This is a genomic window from Pseudomonas sp. 910_21 (assembly GCF_052850735.1).
Window position 1 is genome coordinate 265,514 of sequence record NZ_VXCY01000011.1, and the last position, 12,182, is coordinate 277,695.

Annotated in this window: 11 protein-coding genes; 7 read left to right on the top strand and 4 right to left on the bottom strand. The window is 63.7% G+C overall.

From position 1 onward, the window contains the following. Positions 1–17: 17 nt before the first annotated feature. The 4 genes from FW796_RS29530 to FW796_RS29545 form a co-directional block, all read right to left on the bottom strand. Positions 18–1,121, bottom strand: coding sequence for an ABC transporter ATP-binding protein (locus tag FW796_RS29530; RefSeq protein WP_446440524.1), 1,104 nt, complete (start codon positions 1,119–1,121; stop codon positions 18–20). Positions 1,122–1,144: 23 nt separating this feature from the next. Then, positions 1,145–1,975 carry a carbohydrate ABC transporter permease gene (locus FW796_RS29535; protein WP_346634417.1) on the bottom strand — a complete coding sequence of 277 codons (831 nt, stop codon included), beginning with the start codon at positions 1,973–1,975 and terminating at the stop codon, positions 1,145–1,147. Positions 1,976–1,985: 10 nt separating this feature from the next. Further along, on the bottom strand, positions 1,986–2,912 hold the full coding sequence (locus tag FW796_RS29540) for a carbohydrate ABC transporter permease (RefSeq protein WP_446440525.1): 927 nt from the start codon (positions 2,910–2,912) through the stop codon (positions 1,986–1,988). A 156-nt stretch (positions 2,913–3,068) separates the two neighbouring features. After that, on the bottom strand, positions 3,069–4,340 hold the full coding sequence (locus FW796_RS29545; protein ID WP_446440530.1) for an ABC transporter substrate-binding protein: 1,272 nt from the start codon (positions 4,338–4,340) through the stop codon (positions 3,069–3,071). Positions 4,341–4,729: 389 nt separating this feature from the next. Between FW796_RS29545 and FW796_RS29550 the strand changes: the two genes are divergently transcribed. The 7 genes from FW796_RS29550 to FW796_RS29580 all read left to right on the top strand — a co-directional run. Next, on the top strand, positions 4,730–5,752 hold the full coding sequence (locus FW796_RS29550; protein ID WP_346634419.1) for an AraC family transcriptional regulator: 1,023 nt from the start codon (positions 4,730–4,732) through the stop codon (positions 5,750–5,752). A gap of 425 nt (positions 5,753–6,177) precedes the next feature. Further along, positions 6,178–7,842 (top strand): AMP-binding protein, encoded by a 1,665-nt coding sequence (locus tag FW796_RS29555; protein ID WP_404936887.1) that lies wholly within the window; start codon positions 6,178–6,180, stop codon positions 7,840–7,842. A 14-nt stretch (positions 7,843–7,856) separates the two neighbouring features. Continuing rightward, positions 7,857–8,618, top strand: a complete 762-nt coding sequence (locus FW796_RS29560; RefSeq protein WP_446440526.1) for an SDR family NAD(P)-dependent oxidoreductase — start codon at positions 7,857–7,859, stop codon at positions 8,616–8,618. A 12-nt stretch (positions 8,619–8,630) separates the two neighbouring features. Then, complete coding sequence (locus FW796_RS29565) at positions 8,631–9,821, top strand: acetyl-CoA C-acyltransferase (protein ID WP_404936886.1); 1,191 nt, start codon at positions 8,631–8,633, stop codon at positions 9,819–9,821. A 12-nt stretch (positions 9,822–9,833) separates the two neighbouring features. Continuing rightward, positions 9,834–10,961 (top strand): acyl-CoA dehydrogenase, encoded by a 1,128-nt coding sequence (locus tag FW796_RS29570; RefSeq protein ID WP_346634423.1) that lies wholly within the window; start codon positions 9,834–9,836, stop codon positions 10,959–10,961. Positions 10,962–10,981: 20 nt separating this feature from the next. Beyond that, positions 10,982–11,755, top strand: coding sequence for an enoyl-CoA hydratase (locus FW796_RS29575; protein ID WP_346634424.1), 774 nt, complete (start codon positions 10,982–10,984; stop codon positions 11,753–11,755). A gap of 286 nt (positions 11,756–12,041) precedes the next feature. Continuing rightward, positions 12,042–12,182: hypothetical protein (locus FW796_RS29580; protein WP_446440531.1), on the top strand; the 141-nt coding region annotated here is incomplete at its 3' end.

The window sequence follows — 12,182 nt, forward strand, 5'->3', positions numbered from 1 at the left end:
GCATGGGCTCTCGGTAATCAGGCGGCGGCGCGCAGGGAACGGGGAACAGCGACGCCTTGGGCATCGAACAGGTGGCAGTGCTCCGGGTCCAGGCGCAGGTGCAACTGCTCGCCGTAGCGGCTGGCCAGATCGCCGCGGATGCGCAGGGTCAGTGCCTCGCCGGAGGCGCTGAGCACATGGCAGAAAGTGTCGCTACCCAGGCGCTCGGCAACATCGGCGGTGACGTTCAGGCTGCCGGGGCCGGGCTCGCCCAGTTCCAGGTGTTCGGGACGGATGCCCAGGGTCACCGGGCTGCCGACCTGGAGCTGCGGATGGCTTTGGCTCAGGCGCAGGCGTGCCCCGGCCTGCAGTTGCACCTCGCAACCCTGACCGTCCACCTGGCTGACGCTGCCCTTGAGAAAGCCCATCTTCGGCGTGCCGAGAAAGCCTGCGACAAACAGGTTGGCGGGGTGGTGATAGAGCTCCAGGGGCGAACCCACCTGTTCCACCCGACCGCCGTTGAGCACCACCACCTTGTCCGCCAGGGTCATGGCTTCGACCTGATCGTGGGTCACGTAGATCATGGTGGCCTTCAGCTCCTTGTGCAGGCGTGCCAGCTCCAGGCGCATCTGCACCCGCAGTGCGGCGTCGAGATTGGACAGGGGTTCGTCGAACAGGAAAATCTTCGGGTTGCGCACAATGGCCCGGCCGATGGCCACGCGCTGGCGCTGGCCGCCGGAGAGTTGCTTGGGCTTGCGTTCGAGCATCGGACCCAGTTCGAGAATGCGCGCCGCTTCATCGACCTTCTTCTGCACCTGGGCCTTGTCGACCCCGGCCAGGTCCAGGGCGAAGGACATGTTCTTGCGCACGCTCATGTGCGGGTACAGGGCGTAGGTCTGGAACACCATGGCCAGGTCGCGCTTGGCCGGGCTGACTTCGGTGATGTCGCGCCCGTCCAGTTCGATGCTGCCGCTGCTGACTTCCTCCAGGCCGGCAATCAGCCGCAACAGGGTGGACTTGCCGCAGCCCGAGGGGCCGACGAACACCACGAATTCCTTGTCGTTCACCTCAAGGTCGATGCCCTTGATGATGGAAAAGCCTTCAAAGCCTTTTTGCAGATTGTTGATTTTCAGATGGGCCATGACGGGCCTCCACTTTGAATGGGTTATTTCACTGCGCCGAAGGACAGGCCGCGCACCAGTTGCTTCTGGCTGATCCAGCCGAAGATCAGGATCGGCGCGCAGGCCAGGGTCGAAACCGCCGAGAGCTTGGCCCAGAACAGCCCTTCGGGACTGGAGTAGGACGCGATCAGCGCGGTCAGCGGGGCGGCATTGGAGGAGGTCAGGTTGAGCGACCAGAAGGCTTCGTTCCAGCACAGGATCAGTGACAGCAGCGCGGTGGAGGCCAGGCCGCCCTTGGCAATGGGCATAAGCACCCGCAGCATCTCCTGGGCCAGGGTGGCGCCGTCCAGGCGAGCGGCTTCGAGGATGTCCCGGGGGATGTCCTTGAAGTAGGTGTAAACCATCCACACCACGATCGGCAGGTTGATCAGGGTGTAGATCAGGATCAGCGCGATGCGGGTATCCAGCAGGCCGAAACTCTTGGCCAGGAGGTAGATGGGCATGAGCACCCCCACCGGTGGCAGCATCTTGGTGGAGAGCATCCACAGCAGGGTGCGCTTGGTGTTGCGGGTCTCGTAGAAGGCCATGGAGTAGGCCGCCGGCACCGCGATCAGCAGGCACAGAGCCGTGGCGCTGAAGGAGATCACCACCGAATTCCAGGCGAAGGACAGGTAATTGCTGCGTTCGTTGATGTGCAGGTAGTTCTCAAGCGTTGGCGTGAAGATGAACTGCGGCGGTGTGGCGAAGGCATCGATCTCGCTCTTGAAGCTGGTCAGCACCATCCAGAAGATCGGGAAGAAGATCAGGATCGCGATGGCCCAGGCCAGGGTGCCCAGTAGCAGGCTTTGCAGGCGTCGGGATTGTTGCAGGGTCATGGCGGGCACCTCAGCTCTGGTCAGTCAGGTTCTTGCCGATCATCCGTACCAGGATGATCGCGGCGATATTGGCGATGACCACGGCGATCAGGCCGCCGGCGGAAGCCATGCCCACGTCGAACTGCACCAGCGCCTGGTTGTAGATCAGGTACGCCAGGTTGGTCGAGGCGTAGCCCGGGCCGCCGTTGGTGGTGGTGAAGATTTCGGCGAAGACCGAGAGCAGGAAGATGGTTTCGATCATCACCACTACGGCGATGGGGCGCGCCAGGTGCGGCAGGGTCAGGTGCCAGAAGATTGCGATGGGGCCGGCACCGTCCAGGCGCGCGGCCTCTTTCTGTTCCTGGTCCAGAGACTGCATGGCGGTCATCAGAATCAGGATGGCGAACGGCAGCCACTGCCAGGAAACGATGATGATGATCGACAGCAGCGGGTAGTGGGCCAGCCAGTCCACCGGCTGGGCGCCGAACAGTTTCCACAGCGCTGCCAGAATCCCCGAGACCGGGTGCAAGATCAGGTTCTTCCAGATCAGTGCGCCCACCGTGGGCATGATGAAGAACGGCGAGATCAGCAGTACCCGGACAATGCCCCGGCCGAGGAACTCGCTGGCCTCCAGCAGGGCGCTGATCAGCACCCCGAGTACAACGCTGATCAGCAGCACGCTGCCCACCAGCAACAGGGTGTTGGTGGCTCCGGGCACAAAGCCCGAATCGCTGAGGAAGTAGCTGAAGTTCTCCAGGCCCACGAACGGGTTTTCGCCGGGGTACAGCAGGTTGTAGCGGATCAGCGAAAAGTACAGGGTCATGCCCAGGGGCACGACCATCCACAGCAGCAACAGCGCCACCGAGGGGCTGACCAGGAACCAGCCGGGGTTGGCCAGGCGACGCTTGCGGGGGGCCGCCTGCGCTTGCAGATGGAGCTTGGCAGTCGAGGTATTCATGGTGATCACAACCCGTTGGGTACAAGAGTGCGCGACAGCGCGCTGGCATTGCCGGCGGACGGTAGGAGCTGGCTTGCCAGCGAAGGCGTGCTCAAGGGCCACGCAAGGTTCACAGGCCCCTTCGCCGGCAAGCCGGCTCCTACAGGAAGCGCCGGGTTATTTGGGGTAGCCGGCGCGCTTCATTTCCCGCTCGGTGGTCTGCTGCGCCGCTGCCAGGGCCTGGTCCACCGTGGTCTGGCCGATCAGCGCCGCGGAAAACAGCTTGCCGACCTGGGTGCCAATGGCCTGGAACTCGGGAATGGTCACCAACTGGATGCCGATGTAGGGCACCGGCTTGAGGGTCGGCTTGCTCGGGTCCACCGCCTTCAGCGATTCCAGGGTGATTCGGGCGAACGGCGCGGCGCTCATGTAGGCCTGGCTGTAGGTGGAGGCGCGGGTGCCCGGTGGCACGTTGGCGATGCCGTCCTTCTCGGCCACCAGGGCTGCGTATTCCTTGGAGGTGGCCCAGGTGGTGAAGGTCTTCGCGGCGTCCTTGGCCTTGGAACTGGCGGGGATCGCCAGGGACCAGGAATACAGCCAGGCGCTGCCCTTGTCGGTGACCTGATGCGGCGCGTAGGTAAAGCCCACGTGCTCGGCGACCTTGCTCTGGCTCTTGTCGGTGACAAAGGAGCCGGCCACGCTGGCGTCGACCCAGATCGCGCACTTGCCGCTATTGAACAGCGCCAGGTTTTCATTGAAACCGTTGCTCGAGGCCCCGGGCGGGCCGGACTTCTTCATGTTGTCGACATAGAAGCTCAGGGCGTTCTTCCATTCAGGCCCGGCGAACTGGGGCTGCCATTGTTCATCGAACCAGCGTGCGCCGTAGCTGTTGGCCAGGGTGGTGATCAGGGCCATGTTCTCGCCCCAGCCGGCCTTGCCCCGCAGGCACAGGCCGTACTGTTCCTGTTCGGGCTTGTTGAGCTTGGCGGCGAATTCGCCGATCTGCTCCCAGGTCGGCCGCTCCGGCATGCTCAGGCCGGCCTCCTTGAACAGGTCGGTACGGTAGTAGGTCATGGAACTTTCGGCATAGAACGGCAGGGCGTAGAGGGTGCCCTTGACCGACAGCCCTTCACGGACCGAAGGGAAGACATCGTCCAGGTCATAGGCCGCGGGCAGGTCCTGCATCGGTTGCAGCCAGCCCTTGGCGCCCCAGAGCGCGGCTTCGTACATGCCGATGGTGAGTACGTCGAACTGACCGCCCTGGGTGGCGATGTCGGTGGTCAGGCGCTGGCGCAGGACGTTTTCTTCCAGCACCACCCAGTTCAGCTTGATCTCCGGGTGCTGGCTCTCGAAGGTTTTCGACAGCCGTTGCATGCGGATCATGTCACTGTTGTTGACGGTGGCGATGGTCAGGGTCTGGGCGCCGAAGGTGATGCTGCTGAGGGTCATGCAGGTGCTGAGGAGCAGGGCTTGGGTGCAAGTTTTCATCGGTCACTCCACTTCTGCGCCAGTGCTGGCGACAGAAGGACGGTTATTGTTGTTATGTCTTCCGCCAGAGAGGAAGAATGTGGGCTGATTACAGCCCTCAAACGCGGCGCTGACAAATCGTCCATGACACTTGAATTGATACTATTTTGCACTGACGTGAGGCGGCGCTCAGGCATCGGATGCTGGTTTGCGGGGCCTGTCTCGGGTTGAACCCGCTATGGAGTCCGTGAATCCGTATCGGTTTCAAGCTGATCCGGAAGGCGACACTTAGCCCAAAGCCCACTGGCTTTTTCCCGATCACTGCCTAAGATGGCCGTCCTAACCCCAGATCCAGGAAAGCCTTGGTCCCGATGTCCGAAAAAGACACCATCTCCATGCAATTGGTGCGTGAGGCGCTGCTGCAAAGCTGCGCTCCAGGCGCGGCCACCGATGAAGTGCTGCTCAAGGTCGGCATCGACCCGGCGGGCTTGCAGCAGGGCAGGGCACGGGTCCCGGCCAGTGCCTATGCGCGGCTCTGGCGCCTGCTGGCCCGGCGTCTGGACGATGAGTTCTTCGGTATGGACCCGCGCAAGCTGAAATCCGGCAGCCTGGCCTTCCTCTGTCGCTCGGCCATGGCCCAGCCGACCCTGGCCACGGGGCTGGACTCGGTGCTGGGCTTTCTGTCGCTGATGTTCGAGCGCCTGCCGGCGCAACTGGTGCACCAGCAGAGCCTGGCGGAAATCGTCCTGCTGGAGGATGAACACGAGCCGCAGCGGGCCTTTACCTACTTCACTTACTGGATGATCGTCCACGGTGTGGCCTGTTGGCTGGCGGGCCGGCGGATTCCGATCCTGGCCATCGAACTGCGTTGCCCCCAGCCGGATTTCTGCGACGACTACCGGGTGATGTTCTCCGACAACCTGCGCTTTGACCGGCCACGCACGCGGATGATCATCGCCGCCGACTGCCTGGACCTGCCCATCAAGCGCAGCGAGGCGGAGCTCAAGCGCTTTCTGGCCCATGCCCCGGCCAATATCCTGGTGAAATACCGCGATCCCGAAAGCCTGGCCAGCCGCATCAAGCAGCAACTGCGGCAACTGCCGGGGGAACAGTGGCCGGAAAGTGAAAGCCTGGCCCAGAGTCTGTGCATGTCCGCCTCGACCCTGCGCCGGCGCCTGGCGGAAGAGGGCCAGAGCTACCAGGCCCTCAAGGACAGCGTGCGCAAGGAACTGGCGATTGTCTGGCTGGCGGAGCCGCAACTGAGTTTCGCCGAAATAGCCGGGCGCCTGGGGTTTGCCGATACCAGCTCGTTCTACAAGGCGTTTCGCAAATGGTCCGGTTCCAACCCCGGACACTACCGTAGCCTGATCCTCAACGACCCGGACCTCTCGTAGGAACCGGCCTGCCGGCGAAAGGGCCCTTGCGCCTTGCGCCGCCCCGGCCGACGCCTTCGCTGGCAAGCCAGCTCCTACAGCAGTCAGATACACCGTGCAGCTCCCCGTAGGAGCCGGCTTGCCGGCGAAAGGGCCCTTGAGCCCTGCGCCGCCCCGGCCGACGCCTTCGCTGGCAAGCCAGCTCCTACAGCAGTCAGATACACCGTGCAGTTCCCTGTAGGAGCCGGCTTGCCGGCGAAGAGGCCCGCAAGCCTCGCACCACCCCGCGCTGCCCCAGCAATCTCGCCGGGGCAGCGCGGGCGCTTGGCCAAACCGGTCACGCAACTTGATAGCTTTGACCATTGTTCCGCGAGGGCTCTGGCGCCAGTATTTCCCTGATTTTCATGAGGTTCCCATCCTAATAAGAACAGTGAGGGATTCTGGCAATGCGCAACTACCTGTCCGCTATCAAAGAGTTCAACTATCAGCACACCGTCGAGGCCGCCCTGGCGGGCTCGCTGTCGGCACTCAATGCCTGTGTCGAATGTTGTGACCGGCATGCATTGCCCGGTCGTATTGCGCTGTTCTGGGAAGGCCGGGACGGCAGCAGCGCTACCTACACCTTCACTGAACTGCAGGACCAGGCCGCACGCCTGGCCAACTTCCTCCTGGCCCAGGGGGTCGGCAAGGGCGACAAGGTCGCCGGACTGTTGCCGCGCAATGTCGAACTCTTGATCACGGTGCTTGCCACCTGGCGTATTGGCGCAGTGTACCAGCCGCTGTTCACCGCCTTTGGCCCCAAGGCCATCGAGCATCGCTTGAACAGTTCGGGGGCCAAGGTGGTGGTCACTGACGGGGTCAACCGAGCCAAGCTCTTGGAAGTCGCCGATTGCCCCACCGTCGTCACCGTGGGAGGCGCCAAGGGCCAGGGCATCGTGCGCGGCGACTTCAGTTTCTGGGCCGAGCTGGAGCAATACCCGGCCCAGTGCGAGCCGCTGCTGCTGAGCGGCGAAGACCCGTTCCTGCTGATGTTCACCTCGGGCACCACCGGCCCGTCGAAAGCCCTGGAAGTGCCGCTCAAGGCCATCGTCGCGTTCCAGAACTACACCCGCGACGCGGTGGACCTGCGACCTGAGGATGCGTTCTGGAACGTCGCCGACCCGGGCTGGGCCTACGGCATCTATTTTGGCGTCACCGGGCCCCTGGGCCTGGGCCATCCGATCACCTTCTATGACGGCCCCTTCACCCTGGAAAGTACCTGCCGGGTGATCAACAAGTACGGCATCACCAACCTCACTGGTTCACCTACGGCCTATCGCCTGTTGATTGCCGGTGGCGACCGGTTCGCCGCTTCGATCAAGGGGCGTCTGCGCATCGTCAGCAGCGCCGGCGAGCCGCTCAACCCGGAAGTGATTCGCTGGTTCGCCGAGCAACTGGACGTGGTGATCCATGACCACTACGGCCAGACCGAGCTGGGCATGGTGCTGTGCAACCACCATGGCCTGGAGCATCCGGTGCATGTGGGCGCCGCCGGTTTCGCCTCGCCGGGCCACCGCATCGTGGTGCTGGACGAAGAGTATCGGGAGCTGGGCGTGGGCCAGCCGGGGATTCTCGCCATCGACCGCAGCCAGTCGCCGATGTGCTGGTTCGCCGGTTACGCCGGGGTGCCAACCAAGGCCTTTGTCGGCGATTACTACCTCAGCGGCGACACCGTGGAGTTGAACCAGGACGGCAGCATCAGCTTTGTCGGCCGCAGCGACGATGTGATCACCACTTCCGGCTACCGGGTCGGCCCTTTCGATGTGGAAAGTGCCCTGATCGAGCACCCAGCGGTGGTAGAAGCGGCGGTGGTGGGCAAGCCCGACCCCGAGCGTACCGAGTTGGTGAAAGCCTTCGTGGTGCTCAGCGAGCAGTACCGCGCCACCCCGGAGTTGGCCGAGGAGTTGCGTCAGCACGTGCGTAAGCGCCTGGCGGCCCATTCCTACCCCCGTGAAATCGAATTTGTCAGCGACTTGCCGAAAACCCCCAGCGGCAAATTGCAGCGCTTTATCTTGCGCAACCAGGAAATCGCCAAGGCTCAAGAGGCCGCGGCGTCAACAGCTACCGCATGAACAGGATTTGAATGATGGACATTGCAAACCAGGTGTTTCTCGTCAGTGGCGGTGCGTCCGGCCTCGGTGCCGCCAGCGCCGAAATGCTCGTCGCCGCCGGCGCCAAAGTGATGCTGGTGGACCTCAACGCCGAGGCCGTGGCGGCCAAGGCCCAGCAACTGGGCTGCCAGAGCGTGGTGGCGGACATCAGCCAGGAAACGGCGGCCGACGCGGCGGTGCAGGCCACGGTCAAGGCCTTTGGCGGCCTCAACGGGCTGATCAACTGCGCCGGCATCGTGCGTGGCGAGAAGGTCCTCGGCAAGAACGGCCCCCACGCCCTGGCCAGCTTCAGCCAGGTGATCAACGTCAACCTGATCGGCAGTTTCAACCTGTTGCGTCTGGCGGCGGCCGCCATCGCCGAAAGCACCGCCAATGCCGAAGGCGAGCGCGGGGTGATCATCAACACGGCCTCCATCGCGGCCTTCGACGGGCAGATCGGCCAGGCCGCCTATGCCGCCTCCAAGGGCGCCATCGCCAGCCTGACCTTGCCGGTGGCCCGTGAACTGGCACGTTTCGGCATCCGGGTGATGACCATTGCCCCGGGGATCTTCGAAACCCCGATGATGGCCGGCATGAGCGATGAAGTACGGGCCGGTCTGGCCGCAGGCGTGCCGTTTCCGCCACGCCTGGGCAAACCCGCCGAGTACGCCGCGCTGGTGCGGCATATCATTGAAAACAGCATGCTCAACGGCGAGGTGATCCGTCTCGACGGCGCCTTGCGCATGGCCGCCAAGTAAGGAGGATTCATCATGTCCATTGCCCACGATCCGATTGTCATTGTCAGCGCCGTCCGCACCCCCATGGGCGGTTTCCAGGGTGAACTCAAAGGCCTGAGCGCTCCGCAACTGGGGAGCGAGGCCATCCGCGCCGCTGTACAGCGGGCCGGCATTGCGGCTGACGCAGTAGAAGAAGTGCTGTTCGGCTGCGTGCTGTCTGCCGGCCTCGGCCAGGCCCCGGCGCGCCAGGCCGCCCTGGGCGCCGGCCTGGACAAGGGCACCCGTTGCACCACCCTGAACAAGATGTGTGGTTCCGGCATGGAGGCCACCATCCTCGCCCACGACATGCTGCTGGCCGGCAGTGCCGAGGTGGTGATCGCCGGCGGCATGGAAAGCATGTCCAACGCCCCATACCTGCTGGACCGTGCCCGCAGCGGCTACCGCATGGGCCACGGCAGGGTCCTCGACCACATGTTCCTCGATGGCCTGGAAGACGCCTACGACAAGGGCCGCCTGATGGGCACCTTTGCCGAGGACTGCGCCGAGGCCAACGGTTTCACCCGTCAGGCTCAGGATGAGTTTGCCGTGGCCTCCCTGACCCGCGCCCAGCAGGCGATCAAGGACGGTCTGTTCAAGGACGAGATCGTTCCCCTGCAAGTGATGATCGGCAAGGAATCGAAGCTGATCAGCGATGACGAGCAGCCGCCCAAGGCCAAGCTGGACAAGATCGCCACCCTGAAGCCGGCGTTCCGTGACGGTGGCACGGTCACTGCCGCCAACTCCAGTTCGATCTCCGACGGTGCTGCGGCCCTGGTGCTGATGCGTCGCTCCGAAGCCGAGAAACGCGGCCTCAAGCCCTTGGCGGTCATCCATGGTCACGCGGCCTTCGCCGACACTCCTGGGCTGTTCCCTGTGGCTCCAGTGGGCGCCATCGAGCGATTGATGAAAAAGACCGGCTGGTCCTTGCAGGACGTGGACCTGTTCGAGATCAACGAAGCCTTCGCCGTGGTCAGTCTGGTGACCATGAGCAAGCTGGAAATCCCCCACGCCAAGGTCAACGTGCATGGCGGCGCCTGCGCCCTGGGCCACCCGATCGGTGCTTCCGGTGCGCGGATCCTGGTGACCCTGCTGTCGGCCCTGCGCCAGAAAGGCCTCAAGCGTGGCGTGGCCGCGATCTGCATCGGCGGTGGTGAAGCCACGGCCATGGCCGTTGAATGCCTGTAACGAGGAATCCCGATGTTGCCCAATGACGAACAACTGCAGATCAGCGACGCGGCCCGGCAATTTGCCCAGGAACGCCTCAAGCCTTTCGCCGCCGAGTGGGATCGCGAGCACCGCTTTCCCAAGGAAGCCATCGCCGAGATGGCCGAGCTGGGATTCTTCGGCATGCTGGTGCCTGAACAGTGGGGCGGTTGCGACACCGGCTACCTGGCCTATGTCATGGCCCTGGAAGAAATCGCCGCCGGTGACGGCGCCTGCTCCACCATCATGAGCGTGCACAACTCGGTGGGCTGTGTGCCGATCCTCAAGTTCGGCAATGACGAGCAGAAAGAGCGTTTCCTCAAGCCCCTGGCCAGCGGCGCCATGCTCGGGGCCTTTGCCCTGACCGAGCCCCAGGCCGGCTCCGATGCCAGCAGCTTGAAGACCCGGGCCCGCCGCGACGGCGATCACTATGTCCTTAACGGCTGCAAGCAATTCATCACCTCCGGGCAGAACGCCGGGGTGGTGATCGTGTTCGCGGTCACCGATCCGGCGGCGGGCAAACGCGGTATCAGCGCCTTTATCGTGCCCACCGATTCGCCGGGCTATAAGGTCGCGCGCATCGAGGACAAGCTCGGTCAGCACGCCAGCGACACCTGCCAGATCCTTTTCGAGGACGTCAAGGTGCCAGTGGCCAACCGCCTGGGGGAGGAGGGCGAAGGCTACAAGATTGCCCTGGCCAACCTTGAAGGCGGGCGCGTGGGCATTGCCTCGCAGTCGGTGGGCATGGCCCGGGCGGCGTTCGAAGCGGCTCGCGATTACGCCCGTGAGCGCGAGACCTTCGGCAAGCCGATCATCGAGCACCAGGCAGTGGCGTTCCGTCTGGCGGACATGGCCACCCAAATCGCCGTGGCGCGGCAGATGGTGCATTACGCTGCGGCCCTGCGTGACAGTGGCAAGCCGGCCCTGGTGGAAGCCTCGATGGCCAAACTGTTCGCCTCGGAAATGGCCGAGAAGGTCTGTTCCGCGGCATTGCAAACCCTGGGCGGCTATGGCTATTTGAGCGACTTCCCGCTGGAGCGCATCTACCGCGACGTGCGCATCTGCCAGATCTACGAAGGCACCAGCGACATCCAGCGCATGGTCATTTCGCGCAATCTCTGACTTTTAGCAGGAGCTGATTCATGAGCTACGAAACCATTTTGTTGGACATCAAGGACCGCGTCGGTCTGATCACCCTCAACCGTCCCCAGGCGCTGAACGCCCTCAACGCGCAGATCGTCGGTGAGGTGAACCAGGCCCTGGATCGCCTGGAAGCCGACCCGCAGATCGGCTGCATCGTCATCACCGGTTCGAAGAAGGCCTTCGCTGCCGGTGCCGACATCAAGGAAATGGCCGAACTCACCTACCCGCAGATCTACCTCGACGACCTGTTCAGCGACAGCGACCGCGTGGCCAACCGGCGCAAGCCGATCATCGCCGCGGTCAACGGTTTCGCCCTTGGTGGTGGCTGCGAACTGGCCTTGATGTGTGACTTCATCCTGGCCGGCGACAACGCCAAGTTCGGCCAGCCGGAAATCAACCTCGGCGTATTGCCGGGCATGGGCGGCACCCAGCGTCTGACCCGCGCCGTGGGCAAGGCCAAGGCCATGGAAATGTGCCTGACCGGACGCTTTATCGACGCCGTGGAAGCCGAGCGTTGCGGCATCGTCGCGCGCATCGTGCCGGCGGATGAACTGGTGGATGAAGCGCTGAAAGTCGCTGCGCTGATCGCCGGCAAATCGATCCCGGTGAGCATGATGATCAAGGAAAGCGTGAACCGCGCCTTCGAAGTCAGCCTGTCCGAAGGCGTGCGCTTCGAACGTCGAGTATTCCACGCCGCATTCGCCACCCAGGACCAGAAAGAAGGCATGGCCGCCTTCATCGCCAAGCGCGACCCGCAGTTCAAGGACCAATAGCCGCACAGCCCCTCGTAGGAGCTGGCTTGCCAGCGAAGGCGTCCCCAAGGGCAGTGCATGGCTCTAGGGCCTCTTCGCCAGCAAGCCGGCTCCTACGGGGGAGCCGCTATACAAAATCGCAGCCTGAGCTGCGATTTTTTTTGCCTCGGCGGCACCTGTGATCATCAGGCGACCCTAGTCCGAGCGCCTTTCAGAGAACTCCTACATTTATCGTCCGGGTCCTTTGTTATGGTGCGGCGCCCGCTTTTTTTGCGCAGCATCAGTGCCACCAAGGAGGACACGCACGATGAATGACGCCGTTCGGATGAGGACCATTTGCACAGGTGAAGCGATCACCCTGCCGGGCGGTGGCGACGTACACCTGATCGCGCCACCGCCCAAGCCCTGCGTGACCATCGTGGTGCATGGCGTCAACGACCTTGCTGGC

Coding starts and splice junctions, on each gene's coding strand:
- FW796_RS29545 (WP_446440530.1), bottom strand. CDS start 4,340: ATGACCCTCAGCAGCATCACCTTCGGCGCCCAGACCCTGACCATCGCC.
- FW796_RS29560 (WP_446440526.1), top strand. CDS start 7,857: ATGGACATTGCAAACCAGGTGTTTCTCGTCAGTGGCGGTGCGTCCGGC.
- FW796_RS29575 (WP_346634424.1), top strand. CDS start 10,982: ATGAGCTACGAAACCATTTTGTTGGACATCAAGGACCGCGTCGGTCTG.
- FW796_RS29540 (WP_446440525.1), bottom strand. CDS start 2,912: ATGAATACCTCGACTGCCAAGCTCCATCTGCAAGCGCAGGCGGCCCCC.
- FW796_RS29565 (WP_404936886.1), top strand. CDS start 8,631: ATGTCCATTGCCCACGATCCGATTGTCATTGTCAGCGCCGTCCGCACC.
- FW796_RS29550 (WP_346634419.1), top strand. CDS start 4,730: ATGTCCGAAAAAGACACCATCTCCATGCAATTGGTGCGTGAGGCGCTG.
- FW796_RS29530 (WP_446440524.1), bottom strand. CDS start 1,121: ATGGCCCATCTGAAAATCAACAATCTGCAAAAAGGCTTTGAAGGCTTT.
- FW796_RS29555 (WP_404936887.1), top strand. CDS start 6,178: ATGCGCAACTACCTGTCCGCTATCAAAGAGTTCAACTATCAGCACACC.
- FW796_RS29570 (WP_346634423.1), top strand. CDS start 9,834: ATGTTGCCCAATGACGAACAACTGCAGATCAGCGACGCGGCCCGGCAA.
- FW796_RS29535 (WP_346634417.1), bottom strand. CDS start 1,975: ATGACCCTGCAACAATCCCGACGCCTGCAAAGCCTGCTACTGGGCACC.